The organism is Candidatus Binatia bacterium, from assembly GCA_036563615.1.
Lineage (GTDB): Bacteria > Desulfobacterota > Binatia > UBA12015 > UBA12015 > DATCMB01.
The window spans coordinates 90,149-106,885 of record DATCMB010000014.1 but is presented as its reverse complement, the minus strand read 5'-3'; the positions used below and the strand labels follow the sequence as shown (position 1 = coordinate 106,885).

15 protein-coding genes are annotated in these 16,737 nt (G+C 72.2%); 10 read left to right on the top strand and 5 right to left on the bottom strand.

Annotated elements, in window-relative coordinates:
* Positions 1–89 precede the first annotated feature (89 nt).
* From VIS07_11000 to VIS07_10960, 9 genes are all read left to right on the top strand, one after another.
* Positions 90–1,250, top strand: coding sequence for an acyl-CoA dehydrogenase family protein (locus tag VIS07_11000; GenBank protein HEY8516030.1), 1,161 nt, complete (start codon positions 90–92; stop codon positions 1,248–1,250).
* On the top strand, positions 1,247–2,644 hold the full coding sequence (locus VIS07_10995; protein ID HEY8516029.1) for a CoA transferase: 1,398 nt from the start codon (positions 1,247–1,249) through the stop codon (positions 2,642–2,644). The genes VIS07_11000 and VIS07_10995 overlap by 4 nt, the downstream gene beginning before the upstream one ends.
* 16 nt (positions 2,645–2,660) lie before the next feature.
* Positions 2,661–3,476: a GNAT family N-acetyltransferase gene (locus VIS07_10990; protein HEY8516028.1), complete on the top strand. Its 816-nt coding sequence runs from the start codon at positions 2,661–2,663 to the stop codon at positions 3,474–3,476.
* Between the two features lie 14 nt (positions 3,477–3,490).
* A complete protein-coding gene (locus tag VIS07_10985) occupies positions 3,491–3,865 on the top strand; it encodes an SgcJ/EcaC family oxidoreductase (GenBank protein ID HEY8516027.1) in 375 nt (124 codons plus the stop codon).
* Positions 3,862–5,388, top strand: coding sequence for a helicase HerA-like domain-containing protein (locus VIS07_10980; protein ID HEY8516026.1), 1,527 nt, complete (start codon positions 3,862–3,864; stop codon positions 5,386–5,388). Before VIS07_10985 ends, VIS07_10980 begins: the two co-directional genes overlap by 4 nt.
* A 367-nt stretch (positions 5,389–5,755) precedes the next feature.
* The gene (locus VIS07_10975; GenBank protein ID HEY8516025.1) at positions 5,756–6,964 is read left to right on the top strand and encodes a CoA transferase; all 1,209 of its coding nucleotides are present in this window, start codon (positions 5,756–5,758) and stop codon (positions 6,962–6,964) included.
* A 41-nt stretch (positions 6,965–7,005) separates the two neighbouring features.
* Positions 7,006–8,082 (top strand): DUF2804 domain-containing protein, encoded by a 1,077-nt coding sequence (locus tag VIS07_10970; protein HEY8516024.1) that lies wholly within the window; start codon positions 7,006–7,008, stop codon positions 8,080–8,082.
* 114 nt (positions 8,083–8,196) lie between these two features.
* Positions 8,197–8,763 carry a hypothetical protein gene (locus VIS07_10965; GenBank protein HEY8516023.1) on the top strand — a complete coding sequence of 189 codons (567 nt, stop codon included), beginning with the start codon at positions 8,197–8,199 and terminating at the stop codon, positions 8,761–8,763.
* Positions 8,764–8,805: 42 nt separating this feature from the next.
* Positions 8,806–9,429: a 2-hydroxychromene-2-carboxylate isomerase gene (locus VIS07_10960; GenBank protein HEY8516022.1), complete on the top strand. Its 624-nt coding sequence runs from the start codon at positions 8,806–8,808 to the stop codon at positions 9,427–9,429.
* 69 nt (positions 9,430–9,498) lie between these two features.
* On the opposite strand, the gene VIS07_10955 is transcribed toward VIS07_10960, so the two are convergent.
* The 3 genes from VIS07_10955 to VIS07_10945 form a co-directional block, all read right to left on the bottom strand.
* A complete protein-coding gene (locus VIS07_10955) occupies positions 9,499–10,788 on the bottom strand; it encodes a M28 family peptidase (GenBank protein HEY8516021.1) in 1,290 nt (429 codons plus the stop codon).
* A 219-nt stretch (positions 10,789–11,007) separates the two neighbouring features.
* Complete coding sequence (locus tag VIS07_10950) at positions 11,008–12,828, bottom strand: DNA mismatch repair protein MutS (GenBank protein ID HEY8516020.1); 1,821 nt, start codon at positions 12,826–12,828, stop codon at positions 11,008–11,010.
* Positions 12,829–12,841: 13 nt separating this feature from the next.
* Positions 12,842–13,486, bottom strand: a complete 645-nt coding sequence (locus VIS07_10945) for a glutathione S-transferase family protein (protein ID HEY8516019.1) — start codon at positions 13,484–13,486, stop codon at positions 12,842–12,844.
* Between the two features lie 306 nt (positions 13,487–13,792).
* Between VIS07_10945 and VIS07_10940 the strand changes: the two genes are divergently transcribed.
* Positions 13,793–14,797, top strand: coding sequence for a hypothetical protein (locus VIS07_10940; protein HEY8516018.1), 1,005 nt, complete (start codon positions 13,793–13,795; stop codon positions 14,795–14,797).
* A gap of 37 nt (positions 14,798–14,834) precedes the next feature.
* Here the strand turns inward: VIS07_10940 and VIS07_10935 are convergent, their stop codons facing one another.
* Together VIS07_10935 and VIS07_10930 are read right to left on the bottom strand one after the other, a co-directional pair.
* A complete protein-coding gene (locus tag VIS07_10935; protein HEY8516017.1) occupies positions 14,835–15,974 on the bottom strand; it encodes an acetyl-CoA acetyltransferase in 1,140 nt (379 codons plus the stop codon).
* Between the two features lie 24 nt (positions 15,975–15,998).
* Positions 15,999–16,472 (bottom strand): hypothetical protein, encoded by a 474-nt coding sequence (locus VIS07_10930; GenBank protein HEY8516016.1) that lies wholly within the window; start codon positions 16,470–16,472, stop codon positions 15,999–16,001.
* Positions 16,473–16,737: the final 265 nt, after the last annotated feature.

Genomic DNA, 16,737 nt, shown 5'->3' with positions numbered 1-16,737 from the left:
CCTCCCGCGCAAGCCGTGCCGTCGCGTTTGCCGTGCACGGCCCGCGCGTCTTGCGGCTCGTCGCCCGGCGCCGATAGGAAGGACGCCGGATGGACCTCAGGTTCTCGCCGGCCGCGGAGAGCTTCCGCGCCGAGCTGCGCGCGTGGCTCGAGCGCAACGTGCCGCGCGAGTTCGCGGCCGGCGAGGTCGAGTTCGCGACGCTCGACGAGGAGTTCGCCTTCCTGCGCGCGTGGCAGGCGCGCCTCGCGCGCGACCGCTGGGTCGGCGTGCACTGGCCGCGCGAGTACGGCGGACGCGGCGCCGGCGTCGAGGAGAACTACATCTTCCAGGAGGAGATGGCGCGCGCGCGGGCGCCGGAGGTGATCAACCGCATCGGCGTCAATCTCGTCGGGCCGTCGCTCATGAAGCACGGCACCGAGGACCAGAAGCGGCGCTGGCTCGCGCGCATCCTGTCGTGCGAGGACGTCTGGTGCCAGCTCTTCTCCGAGCCCGGCGCCGGCTCGGATCTGACCTCGCTGCGCACGGTCGCCGTGCGCGAGGGCGACGTCTATCGCGTCACCGGGCAGAAGGTCTGGACGAGCTGGGCGCAGTATGCGGACTACGGGATCCTGCTCGCGCGCACCGATCCTTCGGCGAGCAAGGCGCGCGGCATCTCGTACATGGTGGTCGACATGCGCGCGCCGGGCGTCTCCGTTCGGCCGCTCCGGCAGATGACCGGCAGCTCGGAGTTCAACGAGGTGTTCCTCGACGACGTCCGCGTGCCGCGCGAGAACCTGGTCGGCGAGGAAGGGCAGGGCTGGGAGATCGCGCAGACGACGCTCGCGCACGAGCGCGGCACCGCGCCGCGCCAGCTCGTCATCCACCGCATGCTGCTCGACGACCTCGTGCGCCTCGCCCGTGACGCACGTGCGGACGCGGCGCTGCGCCAGCGCGTCGCGCAGGCGGCGATCGAGGTCGAGATCGCGAAGCTCAACAACTGGCGGACGCTGACGCGTCTCGTGCGCGGCGAGCCGCTCGGCCCCGAGAGCTCGTTCATCAAGCTCTACTGGAGCGAGATGAGCCAGCGCATGCACGACACCGTGATGCAGGCGCTCGGTCCGCGCGGGATCCTCGACGGCGGCCCGCACGCCGCGGCGCGCGGACGCTTGACGCGCTCCTACCTCTACTACCGCGCCGCGACGATCTTCGCGGGCACGAGCGAGGTGCAGCGCAACATCATCGCGCAGCGCGTGCTCGGGTTGCCGCGGTGAAGCGCGCTCCCGCGAAGCGCACGCCGCGCACGGCCGCCGCGCGCACCCGCAAGCCCGCAGGATCGGCGCGCAGCGCGCGCAGCTCCGCACGCCGCGCACGCCCTGGCGCACGCTCGACCTCCACCGCGCTGCCGCTCGCGGGCCTGCGCATCCTCGACGTCGGCACGCGCATCGGCGCGCCGTTCGCGGCGACGCTGCTCGGCGACTTCGGCGCCGAGGTGATCAAGATCGAGCAGCCGGGCGTGGGCGACTTCATGCGCACGATCGGACCGTTCGAGAACGGCTACTCGCTGTGGTGGGCGGTCGAGGGGCGCAACAAGAAGTCGGTGACGCTCGATCTGCGCAAGCCCGAGGGCCAGGAGATCTTCAAGCGCCTGGTCGCGGTGTCGGATGCGCTGGTCGAGAACTTCCAGCCCGGGACGCTCGAGGGCTGGGGGCTCGGCCCCGACGTGCTGCGCGCGATCAATCCGGGGCTCGTGCTGTCGCGGGTCAGCGTCTACGGCCAGAGCGGGCCCTACCGCGACCGTCCGGGGCTCGACCGCAACGGCATCGCGATGGGCGGGCTTCTATACTTGACGGGCTACAAGGACCGCCCGCCGGTGCGTCCGGGCGTGATCATTTCCGACTACTTGACGGGGGTGTTCAACGCGCTCGGCGTGATGATCGCGCTCTACGAGCGCGATCGCCGTCCGGACGCCGGCCACGCGCGGTCCAAGACGCGCACCGGGCGGGGCGCGAAGCGCCCCAGGAAAGCGAAGCAGACGGAGGCCGGCGAGGGGCAGACCGTCGAGCTCGCGCTTTACGCCTCGATCCTGCGCATCCTCGAGCACACGATCGCCGCCTACGACCGGCTCGGCATCGTCCGCACGCGCGAGGGCAACCGGCTCGCGAACTCCGCGCCGCTCGACAACTGGGAGACCGCCGACGGCCAGTACGTGAGCCTGATCGCGGCGGGCGACGGACTCTTCCCGCGGCTCGCGAGGCTGATCGGGCGCGAGGACCTGCTCGCCGACCCGCGCTTCCGCACGCTGGAAGCGCGCTGCCGGCATGCCGACGAGATCAACGACATCGTCGCGCGCTGGGTGAAGCAGCACGACGCCGCCGAGATCGAGCGGCTCTGCGTCGCGGCCGGCGTGCCGTTCGCGCGCACCTACAGCGTCGCCGACATCTGCGCCGACCCGCACGTCGCCGAGCGCGGCGACATCGAGACCGTCGACGACCCGGTCGTCGGACCGGTGCGCATGCAGGGCGTCTACCCGCGGCTCTCGCGCACGCCCGGGCGGATCGCGCGCGGCGCGCCGCGCCTCGGCGAGCACAACGACGAGGTCTACGGCAAGCTGCTCGGGCTCTCGGCGCGCGAGCGCGCCCGCCTGCGCGCGGCGGGCGTCATCTGAAAGGGAAGGCGCTCGCGTGAAGGCGACGGCGCGCGGCGGCGGCGAGGTCCGGCTCCTCGAGGAGATCGCCGCCAACGCGGTGGCGCCGTCCGTCGTTCAGCTCCTCGACGGCTGGCTGCTGCGCGCCACGCCCGACGCGCCGTTTCGACGCAGCAACGCGGTCCTGCCGATCCGCTTCGACCGAGGAGCGCTCGACCGAGCGCTCGACGAGCGCCTCGCGCTGGTCGAGGACTTCTACCGGCGCCACGGCCTGCCGGTGCGCTACCAGATCAGCCCCGCCGTCGAGCCGCAGGATCTCGACGCCGTGCTCGCCGCGCGCGGCTACGTGGTCGAGGCGCCCGTCGTGGTGCAGGTCGCGCGTGCAGAAGATGTGGCGGCGCGCACGCGGCGCGACGTCCCGGGCAGCGTCCGCACGACGCCGCCGGACGACGCGTCCTGGCTCGACGCCCACGCCGAGGAGCAGGACGACCCGCGGCAGCGCGCGCGTCTCCTCGCTTACGGCCGGCTCCTGCGCCGCGCGAGCCCGCGCAGCGTCGCGGCGCGCGTCGAGGTCGGGGGCGCCGGCACCGTCGCCGTCGGCTTCGCCGTCCTCGAGCGCGGCTGGTGCGGGGTGTTCGGCATGGCGACCCGACCGGACGCTCGCCGGACCGGCGCCGCGAGCGCGATCCTCCACGCCTTTGCGGCGACCGCGCTCGCCGCAGGATCGCCTTCGATGTACTTGCAGGTCGAAGCGGACAACGATCCTGCACTGCGGCTCTACGCCGCGGCCGGGTTCGGGACGCGGTACGGCTATCACTACAGGAGCCTCGACCTGCTCTCGCGGCAGGGGTGAGGCGAGGAGGCATCATGGCGGCACGCTCTCCCGAGGATTGCGACCGTCTGTTCTGTGAGGGGATCAACGCCGGCGACGCGGCCGCGGTCGCGGCGCTCTACGAGCGCGACGCCGTGCTGCTGCTCGACGGCGAGCGCTACGTCGGACCCGACGCGATCCAAACCGTGCTCGAGGGCTGGATCGCGACCCGGCCGAAGGTCGAGGCCAACGTGACGCAGGTCCTCCAGGCGGGCGACGACCTCGCCGTGCTGTACAACGACTGGCGCGCGACGATCACCGACGCGCAGGGCAAGCAGACCGTCGGCTCGGGCAAGGCGATCGAGATCGTCCGCCGCCAGGCCGACGGCACCTGGAAGTTCGTCATCGACGATCCGAGGGCGCGCGGGTGAGCGACGAAGCCTCCATCCTGGTCGGCAAGAGCCTCGAGGGCAGCCCGCAGCGGCTGCTCGCGCGCATGGCGAACCGGCACGGTCTCGTCGCCGGCGCGACCGGCACGGGCAAGACGGTCACGCTGCAGCTCCTCGCCGAGTCCTTCAGCCGGCTCGGCGTGCCGGTATTCGCGGCCGACGTGAAGGGCGACCTCGCCGGCATCAGCCAGCCGGGCGGAGGCAATCCAAAGATTGCCGCGCGCGCCGCGGAGCTCGGCCTCGGCGAGCTCGCGTACGAGGGCTCGCCGACGACGTTCTGGGACGTGTTCGGCGAGCTCGGCCATCCGGTGCGCACGACGGTCTCCGAGATGGGCCCGCTGCTGCTCGCCCGCCTGCTCGACCTGAACGAGACCCAGGCGGGCGTGCTGTCGGTCGTCTTCCGCGTCGCCGACGACGAGGGCTTGCTGCTGCTCGACCTGAAGGATCTGCGCGCGATGCTCACCGACGTCGCCGCGCGCGCGAAGGAGCTCAACGTCGCCTACGGGCACGTGTCGGCCGCGAGCGTCGGCGCGATCCAGCGCGCTCTCCTTGCGCTCGAGGAGCAGGGCGGCAACCACCTCTTCGGCGAGCCCGCGCTCGACATCCACGACCTGATCCGCACCGTCGACGGACGCGGCGTGGTCAACGTGCTCGCCGCCGAGAAGCTCTTCCACGCGCCGAAGCTCTACGCGACCTTCCTGCTCTGGCTGCTCTCCGAGATCTTCGAGCAGCTTCCCGAGGTCGGCGACCTCGACCGCCCGAAGCTCGTCTTCTTCTTCGACGAGGCGCACCTGCTGTTCGACGACGCGCCGGACGCGCTGCGCGACAAGATCGAGCAGGTCGTGCGCCTCGTGCGCTCGAAGGGCGTCGGCGTATATCTCGTGACGCAGCATCCGACGGACGTGCCGGACGCCGTGCTCGCGCAGCTCGGCAACCGCGTGCAGCACGCGCTGCGCGCGTTCACGCCGCGCGACCAGAAGGCGGTGCGCGCGGCGGCCTCGACCTTCCGCGCGAACCCTGGCGTCGACGTCGAGCGCGCGATCGTCGAGCTCGGCGTCGGCGAGGCGCTGGTCTCGTTCCTCGACGGCAAGGGGATGCCGACGCCGGTCGAGCGCGCGCTGATCTGTCCGCCGACGAGCCGCATCGGCACGATCACCGCAGACGAGCGCGCGCGGATCGTCCAGGCGTCGCCGCTGCGCGGGCGCTACGAGCGCGTCATCGACCGCGAGTCCGCGTACGAGATGCTGCGCGCGCGCGCCGAGCAGGCGCGCGAGGACGGCGAGGATGCGCGTGGGACTGCCGGGGGCGCGCGCCGCGACGACGCGCGCTCGGGACGCGGCGGCGGCGGACGCTCGAGCGGTCGGCGCCGCGACAGCGTCGGCGAGGCGATGCTCAAGAGCGCCGCGCGCTCGATCGGCACTGCCGTCGGCCGCGAGCTCGGCGGCAGCCTCGGCGCGCGCATCCTGCGCGGCGTGCTCGGCTCGCTGCTCGGCGGCCGGCGCTGACCTCGTCGTCCGCGCCGTGCTCGCGACGTGCCGCCGTGGCGATGCAGCGCGCACGACGCGCGCTCACGGCTCCGGCACCGTCGAGAGCTGCGCGCAGGTCGATCGCGAGATCCTGGAACGTCGACGGCGTGAAGCGCGCGTCGCCGGCGAGCGACTCGGGCGAGCGTCAGCGAGCCGTCGGCGGCGCGCAGGAAGCGCTCGAGCGTGCGCTTCTGCGGATCGACGATCCAGTACTCGGGCGTGCCGCTTCCGAGAGCCACGAAGACGCTGCCTCACGCTCTCGGCGCGTTTCGAGGGCACGGCGTACACGATCCGCGCCGACGACGGGCCTTTACCCCGGCGGCGCGGCCGTCGTAGGTAGACCGGCATGGAGATCCTGAACGGCATCCGCGTGATCGAGGTCACGGAGTGGGGCTTCGTCCCGTCGTGCGCCACGGTGCTCGCCGACTGGGGCGCCGACGTCGTCAAGATCGAGCACCCGCTGCGCGGCGACTCGATCCGCGGCCTGATCACCTCGGGCATGATCCCCGGCGCGAAGGGCGTGAACTTCTTCGTCGAGCAGCTCTTCCGCAACAAGAAGAGCGTCGGGATCGACATCGCGAAGGACGCCGGACGCGAGCTGCTCTACAAGCTGGTCGAGAAGGCGGACGTCTTCGTGACCAGCTTCCTGCCCGAGGCGCGCGAGCGGCTCAGGATCACGTACGAGGATCTCCAGAAAGTCAATCCAAAGATCATCTACGCGCGCGGCCACGGTCAGGGGCAGAAGGGCCCGGACGCGAACCGCGGCGGCTACGACGCGCTCTCGTTCTGGGCGCGCGGCGGCGTGGCGAACGTGCTGACGCCGCCGGGGCAGCCGTTCATCCAGCAGCGTCCGGCGTTCGGCGACTTCACCGGCGGGATGTTCCTCGCGGGCGGCATCGCGGGCGCGCTCTTTCATCGCGAGCGCACCGGGCAGGGCCTCGAGGTCGACGTCTCGCTGCTCGGCGAGGCGGTGTGGATCCTGTCGCCCGACATCGTCGCCGCGATGACCTACGGCTTCGAGCTGCCGAAGGGCGGGCAGGGCGGCACGCCGAACCCGCTGGTCGCGACCTACGAGTGCGCCGACGGACGCCACCTCGTGCTGATGATGCTGCAGCACAACCGCTTCTGGCCGATCTTCGCGAAGGCCGTGCAGCGCGACGACCTGCTGCAGGACCCGCGCTTCAACCCCGACGAGGTCCGCGCGCAGAACGGCCCCGCGCTGCACGAGGAGCTGCGCGCGATGTTCAAGAGCAAGCCGCGCGCGCACTGGGCGGAGCTGCTCGATGCCTCGGAGTGCATTTGGGGTCCCGTGCAGTCGCCGCTCGAGGTCGTCGAGGACCGTCAAGTCAAAGCGAACGGCTACATCCTCGACGTCGACCACCCCGAGCACGGCAAGGTGCGCGTCGCTGCGAGCCCGGTGCAGTTCGGCAACGAGCCGCCGCGCGTGCGCAACCACGCGCCCGACGTCGGCGCGGACACCGAGAGCGTGCTGCTCGAGGCCGGGCTCACGTGGGACGACCTCGGCAAGCTGAAGGAGCAGGGCGTCATCTCCTGAGAGTCACGCCAGCCGATCACCGCGAGTCGTCACCACCTCACATGCCGCAGCTTCCCGACCACCTTCCGATCCTCGACCGTCCCGGTGCGCGCCGCGTGCGCGAGCCGGTCTACGTCGAGCGCGAGATCACCGAGCCGGTCGACGTGTGCGACGCGCGCGGACGCCTCAATCCCGACGCCGTCGGCTTCGCGCGTCAGCCGCTGTTCCGCGCCAACCTGCGCGGCCACTGGCCGCGCAAGAAGCGCTGGAACTTCTGGAACTGGATCGCGCCCGACTTCGTCTTCTCGGTGACGCTCGCCGACATCGACTACGCGGCGTTCTGCTCGTTCACGCTCACCGACTTCCGCGACGGCAAGCACTGGACGGGCTCGTCGTACGTCCGGCCGGGGAGCATCGCGCTGCCGGAGCAGGTGGACGCGACCGTCGGCTTCCAGGGCGGCGGCCTCACCTACGAGAACCGTTTCGAAGGCAACGACCTCGCGGTGCGCTTCCGCGGCAAGGCGGGCGACGGCACCGAGGTCGTCGCCGACTTCAAGGTGAGCCGTCCGCCCGGGCACGAGAGCCTGAACGTCGTCGTGCCGTGGAGCGAGACGCGCTTTCAGTGCAACTCGAAGCACGCCGCGCTGCCGTGCACGGGCGAGGTGCGCGCCGGCGAGCGCCGCTACGTCTTCGAGCCCCGCACCTCGTTCGGCGTGCAGGACTGGGGGCGCGGCATGTGGCCGTACCGCTCGTTCTGGAACTGGGGCGTGGCCACCGGCTGGGCGGGTGACGTGCTGCTCGGCGTCAACTTCGGCGCCCGCTGGACGACCGGAACGGGCGCCAACGAGAACGGCATCCTGTGCAACGGTCGCCTGCACAAGATCATGGAGGACCTGCGCTGGGAGTACGACGCGGCGCAGTGGCGCAAGCCGTGGCGCGTCGTCGCCGAGCACTCGGGCGTGCTCGACTTGACGCTCGAGCCCGTCGCCGCGCACACGCCGCGTCTCAACCTCGGCGTGCTCGCGACCGGCGGCGTGTGTGCGTTCGGCCGCTGGCGCGGACGGGTCCGCGTCGAGGGCCGCGACATCGCGGTCGACGGCCTGATCGGCTGGGCCGAGGAGTTCGCGCACCGCTGGTGAGCGCACGCGCGTCGCGCTCGTCGTCTAAAGTTTCGGCGCCGAACGGCCGACCTCGCTGGAGATCGTTTAGACTCGTCCCGCGGGCTCTCGCGGGACGCCAGCGGGAGGTAAGCTATGCGTTCGGTTCGTCGGCGCCTCGGCGTCGCCGCTCTGGCGACCGTGGTCGTTCTCTCCGCTCCGGCGGCGCATGCCCAGCGCGAGTCCGGGGTTCAGTGCACGTCGGATCGCAGCGGCGTGCTGATCAACAAGGACGTGAACGACGAGTCTTGGGTGATCACCTGGCGCACCCGCGACGGCTACACGACGGGCAACGTGATCACGGCGGACGGCGGGGTCGCGTTCCTGTCCTGCGAGCTCGACTCGATCCGGGACGGCATGGTGAACCTCCAGTGCAGCTCGACGACCGCGTGCTCGGAGACGAGCTGTCCTGGGTACACGCCGGTCTCGGAAGAGCCGATCGCGATCCCGTGCTCGTTCTTCTCGGCGCCGTGCAGCCCGATCCCCGGGCGACCGTTCGACTCCAATGAGCTCACGTGCGCCGGCAGCCCGCCGCGCTACCCGTACGACAGCGAGGAGTCCTGCGCTGCGTTCGCCGCGGAAGGCGGTTGCGCGCGCTACGCGTACACGCCCGGAAGCTGCACGATCGTGAACTGCTGCACGCTGCCGGCCTCCTGCCCGTAAGCGACGCTTGCGACAGCAAGTGCGGGCGGGCAACACGGCGCCATGAGCACCGTTCAGCCCGAGCTGCACTTCTGGTACGAGTTCGCGAGCACGTACTCCTACCCCGCCGCGATGCGCATCGAGGACGCTGCGCACGCGGCGGGGGTGCAGCTCGTCTGGCGGCCGTTCCTGCTGGGGCCGATCTTCTTCGCGCAGGGCTGGAACGACTCGCCGTTCAACATCTACCCCGTGAAGGGCGCATACATGTGGCGCGACCTCGCGCGCGTGTGCGCCAAGCACGGACTGCCCCTGCGTCGTCCCTCGCGCTTCCCGCGCAACGGTCTGCTCGCCGCGCGCGTCGCGCTGCTCGCCGCCGACGAGGGCTGGTGCGGCGCGTTCACGCGCGCCGTCTACCACGCGAGCTTCGCCGAGGACCGCGAGATCAGCGACCGCGAGGTGATCGCGGACATCCTCGCGCGCCTCGGCCGCAACCCCGACGACGTGCTCGCGCGCGCACAGACGCCCGAGCACAAGGAGCGGCTCAAGCATCAGAACGACGAGGCGGTCGCGCGCGGCATCTTCGGCGCCCCGAGCTTCGTCACCCGCGACGAGCTGTTCTGGGGCAACGACCGGCTCGAGGACGCGCTCGCCTGGGCGCGCGCGCCGCAGCACGTCGCGCCGCTCTGACGACGCGCACGCCGCTCGGCGTAGCGCCGCTCTGACGACGCTCGCGCGCGCCGAAGCGCGGCGCGCGCTCTAGTCGTTCTTCCGCGCGAGCCGCCGCGTGGCCCGCGGCGAGCACTCGAGGTCGCCGATCATCCGGATGGCCTGGACCGCGGCGGTGAGCGTCGCGCCGACGTCCTCGCCGTCGAACGCGTCGGGTCCCTCGTCGACGATCGTGCGCATGCGCGCGTCGAGCTCGAGCAGGCGCTGCTGGTCGGGACCGCGGAACAGCGCCAGATCCTTGCGCCCGAGGCGGAACACCTCGCTCAGCACGACGGCGTCGTCGTAGGTCGCGAGCGCCGGGTTCGGCGGCACGAACGTCGGACGCTCCTCGGACTCGGCGAGCGCCACCGCGACGCGGAACGCGATCCGGCTCTGCGCGCGCAGCTTGTCCCAGTCGACGCGGTGCAGCTCGTCGCCGGTCGTGTGGTAGCAGGGCACCTCGGAGTCGGAGAAGAACACCGTCGGCACCGAGCCGGCGACGAAGTTCGCGTAGTCGCTGCGCTCCTGGCCGAAGATGTAGCTCAGCTGGCGCGTGCCGAGACCTTCCGCGGCGACTGCGTCCGCGACCACGCGCTTGAGCAGCTCGCCGCCGGTCTCCGGCGCCACCGCGAAGCTGATGTGCGCGAGGCTCGGCAGCATGCGTCCGCCGAGCAGGTCGAAGTTGACGTAGGCGACCGTGCGCTCGAGCGGCACGACCGGGTTGCGGACGTAGTACTCGGAGCCGACGAGCCCGTCCTCCTCCGCGTCCCACAGCGCGAGCACCACCGAGCGACGCGGCGGCTCCGGCAGGCGGCGCAGCGCGTTGCCGAGCGCCAGCACGGCGGCGACGCCGGTCGCGTTGTCGAGCGCGCCGTTGCAGACGCGGCCCCCGCCCGGCACGGACCTGCAGCGACCGACGTGGTCGTAGTGTGCGCCGACGACCACGTACTCGTCCGGCAGCTCGCGGCCGGGAACGATCGCGAGCAGGTTGGTGCCGCGCTGGCCGCGGAACTCGAACGGCTGGCGGTAGGCGTCGTCGCCCGAGCGCGAGGAATCGAGCCCGGGGCCGATCGCGCGCAGCTTCGCGATCAGGTAGCGCTGCGCGCGCAGCGAGCCCGGGGTGTCGTTGTCGCGGCCCTCGTAGGCGTCCGAGGCGAGGCGGCCCGTGACCGTGCGCAGCCCGGACTCGGCCCAGCGCACGGTCCGCTCGACGTCGGCCTGGTCGAGCGCGTGCGCGCGCTCGGCGAGCAGGGCCGCGAGCGCGAGCCCGCACAGCGCGGCGCACGCGACGCGGCGGCGGCCGTGGCGCTGGTTTCCTGGCGAAGAGGGCGTCTGGATCATGGCATCGTCTCCGAGCGCTGCGCGGCGCAGCGGGCGCTGCCGGTTCAACCGCCCCGGGCTCGCGAGGCTAGACGGAAAACGCCTTGGCGCGTGCGCGTCGCGCGCGGCGTCGGACGTCGCGCCGCGTCGTTCGCGCGACACGACGGGTTCGCGCCCGACGCAAGCCCGCGCACCGCCCGCGCGTCGAACGCTCGAGCTCGCTCAGGCGTCCAGACGCACTCAAACGTCCAGCCCCGCCGCGCGCATCAGCGCGAGCGCGTTGCTGCGCGTCACCACACCGGGGCGCATCCGGTAGTCGAACGACATCGTCCCGTCCTCGACGTGGTCCTCGAAGTGCATGTTGGCGATCGGGTACGTCGAGCGCCCCGCGATCTCGGCGAGCGCCAGGTCGTGCGTCGTCACGAGCCCGATCGCGCCGAGCTCGAGCAGGCGTCGCACCACCGCCTCCGAGCCGATCCGCCGGTCGTGCGAGTTCGTCCCGTGCAGGATCTCGTCGAGCAGGAAGAGCAGGGGAGGGCTCCGGTGCGCGAGGTCGGTGATCTGGCGCAGGCGCAGCACCTCCGCCTGGAAGCGCGAGCGTCCGTCGAGCAGCGAGTCGCCGACCCGGATCGACGCGCCGATCGCGAGCGGCGTCAAGCGAAATCTGCGCGCGCGGACCGGCGCGCCGGCGAGCGCCAGCACGACGTTGAGCCCGGTCGCGCGCAGCAGCGTGCTCTTGCCCGACATGTTCGAGCCGCTGACGATCAGCGCGCGCTGCTCCGGACCGAGCCTCAGGTCGTTGCGCACGCAGCGCGACTCGGGAAGGAGCGGGTGGCCGAGCCCTTGCGCGTCGAGCTCGGCGCCGTCCTCGAGGATCTCGGGAAACGGATCGTGCGGATGCTCCCAGGCCTGCCCGGCGAGCGACGCGAGCGCCTCGATCTCCGCGACCGCTGCGAGCCAGCGCTCGATGCGCGCGCCGTGGCGCGCGCGCCAGCGGTCGATCGCGCACGCCATCTGGATCGGCCACAGCAGCAGCAGCGCGATCGGCACGAAGAGCAGGTTGCGCCCCGAGTCGGCGAGTTCGACGCGACGCTCGAGGCCGCGGATCGTCTGCGACGCGGGCACGCCGTCATCGGCGAGGCGCGCCGTGAGCTCGGCGAGGAGCGGTGAGGTAAAGCGCTCGCGCTCGAGGCGCAGCAGGATCGCGCGCAGCTGCGAGAGCTCGCGCCCGGCGCGGTCGAGCCCGCGCTGCGCCGCCGCGACCCGTCCGCGCACCGCGCCGAGGAACGCGCTCTGCGCGAGCGCCGCGACGAGAAACGGCGTGATGCTCGCGTCGGGACGCGTGGCGAGCGCGAGCGTGACGATCGAGCACAGCGACAAGAGCGCGGCGATCACCGGGATCGCGACGCCGGTCAGCGTCGCGGGGCGCGCGCCCCACGCGGCGAGCCGCTCGGGTTCGATCTCGCTGCGCGCCGCGCCGCCGAGCGCCGCGAGGTCCTCGCGCAGGTCGAGGCGCGGACGCAGCTCGGCGACCGCCGCCTGACGCGCGCGCACGACCGCGGGCGCGGCCGGCGCGGCGAGCCACTGCGCGAGCAGCCGCTCGCCGCCGCGCGTGCGCGCGTCGCACAGGAGATCGAACAGCGAGCCGTGGCCGAAGACGTCGAGGTCGGCTGCGTACGGGTGGTCCTCGGCGACGTAGTCGGTGCTGGTCGGGCCGGTGCCGGGCCAGGCGTCGCCGAGGCGCGCGAGCCCGCGCTCGTAGAAGCGCACCGCGCCGGCCGCGCGCTCGCGCTCGCGCCGCACGCGCACGTGCCACAGGACGAGCGCCGCGAAGGTCGCGATCGGCACGAGCAGCACGGCGAGCGGCAGCGCCGCGCGGTCGATCGCGAGCCAGGCGAGCACGACGCCGGCGACGAAGGTCGCGAGCCGCGCGAGCCCGAGCGCGCGGTTTCGACGCTCCGCCGCGGCAAGCCGCGTCCGCCGCTCGGCGAGCCTGCTCTCGTACTCGCGTCTCGGGTCGTGCGTGGCGGGCGCGGCTTGCGGAGCGGGATCGATCGTCAAGTATGGACCGTCGTCAAGCCGGAAACAGCTGGCGCTCGACCTCGATCGCCTTGCGGAACGACGGCCGCTCGTGGACCGCGGCGATGTGGCGCGCCAGCTTCGGCCAGCGCTGCGCGTCGATCGAGCACTTGGCGTGCTGCATGTTCACGATCGGGCTCGCGATCGCGATGTCGGCGATCGAGAAGCGTCCGTCGACGATGCCGTCGCCGCCGTCGAGCTGGCTCTCGAGGTAGTCGAAGAGCGGCGGCAGCTCCTCCTCGAGCGCGGTGCGCACCACCGACTCGTCGCACGGCTTGCCGAAGAACAGCGGGTTCAGGACGCGCTGGATGAACACCTTCGGACCGATCACGCCGACCAGCGCGGTGTCGGCCCACTCCTCGAACCACAGCGCGCGCCCGTACGAGGCGGGCTCCTCGGGGTAGAGCGCCGGGGTCGGGAACTTGCGCTCGAGGTAGGCGCAGATCACCGAGGAGTCCGGCAGCACGGTGTCGCCGTCCTTGAGCACGGGGATCTTGCCGAGCGGGCTGATCTTCTTGAACTCGTCGCTTACGTTGAACGGGATCACCGGATCGAGCTCGTAGTCGAGCTGCTTCTCGGCGAGGGCGATCAGCACCTTGCGGACGAACGGCGACGCATTGGCGCCAAGCACGGTGAGCATTCGCGAGGCCTCCTCGGTTGGATTGGACACGCCGAACAAAGATGGCCGCCTGACGGCCGCGTCGGATCATACGTGACGAGCCGGCTCAGTGAAGCGCCGTGCTGCGAAATCGCCATGTGCGGCGCGTTGTCGCCTGCGCCGTGTGAGCCCAGCGGATGGCTCGGCGGCGCGCGCGGCTGGCGGAGCAGGGCGGCGTCGCGTGCGGCCCGCGTGCCTCCGCGAAGATCGCGTGCGACCTCAAGCGACCTGCGCGCCGCGCCGAATAGCCGACGAGGAGCCGCGTCTCATGTTCGCGAGGAGTTTCTCTTGAGCGACCTGTCCTGGCGTCCCTCCGAGGCCGAAGCCGTTCTTCGTACGATGCTCTCCGTCGCCGGCGTCGGCGGCCACCGCGTGCCGCTGCCGATCGAGCGCGAGCTCGTCCTGGCGGTGCAGCGCCACCTGCTCGGCACCACGCTCGACGTCGACGCGCTCGCGCCGTCGCCGCCGTCCGATCTGCACGAGATCGTCCGCGACCCGCTGCGGCTCGACCGGCTCGTGCGCTGCGCGCTGCTCGTGCCCTACGTGTCGCTCGAAGCCGAGGTCACGAAGATCGCGGTGGTCGACGCGCTCGGGATCCGGCTCGGCATCGGCGCCGGCGTGCTGCGCGACCTGCACCGCGCGCGTGAAGCGCACCTGCGGCGCGTCGTGCTCGACCACGTCCGCCGCGGCGAGCGGCTCGTCTTGACGGTGCACAGCTCGCCGCAGGTGCGGGCGCTGGCCGACGGCCTGCGGCGCGAGCCCTGCGACGACGCGCTCGTCGCGCGCTGGCGCGAGCTGCGCATGCTCCCCGTCGGAACGCTCGGCCGCACGCTGCACGACCTCTTCCGCACGCGCGGGCTCGCGCTGCCGGACGAAGGCGGCGCGTGCGACGAGGCGCTCGTGCGCCACGACGTGCTGCGCGTCCTCGGCGGCTACGACCTCGATCCGGCGGGCGACCTCGCGCTCGCGGGCTTCGCGTCTGGCGTCGCGGGCGTCCCGCGCGGCGACCAGACGGTGCTCGAGCTGCTCGCCGAGGCGCACGCCGGCGCGCAGCTGCGGGCCGATCCGGGCTCGGCGCTCGCGTGCACGGGCGGTGGCCTCGAAGCGGCGCTGCTCGCCTACGAGCGTGGCGTCACGGTGCGCGCGGCACTCGGTGCCGATTGGGATCCGTGGTCGCTGGCGAGCGAGGACCTCGGCGCGCTGCGCGAGCGCTGCGGTCTCGCGGAGCCGTCGGCCGCGCGCCGTACGCTGCACGAGGACGAGCCGCGTCCCGCGCGCGTGCGCGCCGCCTGAAGCGCCCGGCCGGCGCGGCCGCGACCCGACCGTCGCGCTAGGGCTCGTTGCCGAGCACGGTGACGCACGCGACCGCCGCGGGCCCGCCCAGGTTGTGCGCGAGGCCGATGCGCGCGTTCTTCACCTGACGCGCCCCGGCGCGGCCCTGCAGCTGCTGCGTGCACTCGTAGATCATGCGCGCGCCGGTCGCGCCGATCGGGTGGCCGAAGGACTTGAGGCCGCCCGACGGGTTGATCGGCTTGGCACCGTCGAGCGCAAACTTGCCGTCCTTGAGGTCGCGGAAGCCCTCGCCGCGACGCGAGAAGCCGAGGTCCTCGTAGTTCAGGATCTCGGTGATCGAGAAGCAGTCGTGCACCTCGGCGAAGTCGACGTCGTCGGGCGTGAGGCCAGCTTGCTGGTACGCCTGCTGCGCCGCCTTCACCGTCGCCGGGAAGCTCAGGTAGTCGTAGCCCGGCTTGTTGTGGATCTCGGCGCTCTGCACCGAGAGCCCGATGCCTTTGATGTACACGGGCGTCTTGGTGAAGCTCTTCGCGAGGTCGGCGCGGCAGAGGATGACCGCGGCGGCGCCGTCCGTGGTCGGGCAGCAGTCGAAGAGCCCGAGCGGCGCGTAGATCATCGGCGCCTGCAGCACCTTCTCGGGGGTCACCTCCATGCGCATGTGCGCCTTGGGCGACAGCGTGCCGTTGTGGTGGTTCTTGACGGCGACGTTGGCGAGATCCTCCTTCGACGCGCCGTACGTCTTGAAGTAGCGCCGCGCCGCGAGCGCGAAGATGTGCGGTGCGGTCTCGCCGAAGTCGATCAACGGGTGCGAGCGGTACGGCTTGCCGTAGCCGCCGTCGCGCATCTTCTCGTAGCCGACCGCGAGCGCGACGTCGTAGAGCCCGGCCGCGATCGCGATCGCCGCGCTGCGCACGGCGTCCATGCCGGACGCGCAGTAGTTCTCGACGCGCGTCATCGGGATGTCGAAGAGCTTGAGCGCGTCGCCGAGCGGCGTCGCGCTCTGACCCGAGAACTGCACGCCGAGCCACGCGGCCTCGATCTGCGACGGCTCGATGCCGGCGTCCTCGTACGCCTCGAACGCCGCCTCGCAGATCAGATCCTCGCGTGACGCGTCGTAGCGCTCGCCGAACTTGCTGCAGCCCGTGCCGATGATCGCGACCTTGTTCTTGATGTCCATGCCGCTCCTCGGGGTGTCGTCGGTTCAAGCACCGGCGTCTGGCGCTGTAAAGACGGCGCGCTGCGCGGCCTGGCGGAGGCGCTCGCCGGTGCGCGGCGTGAGGTCGGACGGCGGCTTCAGGTAGACGTCGAAGTAGCGCAGCAGCGCGACGTTGTCGTCGTCGATGCGCGTCGCGGCGCCGCGTAGGGTGCGGCGCGCGGCGTCGGCGAGCACACGGCCGCGCGCGGCGCTGCCGCAGTGCACGCGCGCGAGCGTCGCGCCGTGGACGATCGCGGCGGCGAGGAAGAAGACCAGCACGCGCTCGGCGGCGTCGTCGTCGAGGTTCGCTCCGGCGTCGAGCACCGGGTGCTCGAGCGCGACGTTGGTGAAGCCGCCGATGTGCAGCGCCGAGCTCGCGCGCTCGCGCATCCACGCGGGAGCACGCTCGACGAGCGCGGCGAGCTGCTCGCGCCACGCGGCGCCGCTGAGCGTCACGGCCCGGCCGGAGATGCGTCGCATGAGCCGCGGATACACGGTTCGGCGGCGGGCGAGAAGCGGCGGCGGCTCGTGCGCGCCCTTGCGTCGCCGCGAACGAGCGGAGCTCGTGCGACCGCGACGCGTTCGACGTCAGGCCGAGCACGACGTCCGAACCGCGAAGTTTTTGCAAGGTTGATTGCTGCTTCGGGCGCTGCGTAGCTTGCAGCCTTCTGGATGCCGTGTCGGATAGGAGCAACGTTCGAGAGACGCGAGTGAACCATTGCCTTCAGCTTCTCGCCCGCGGCCG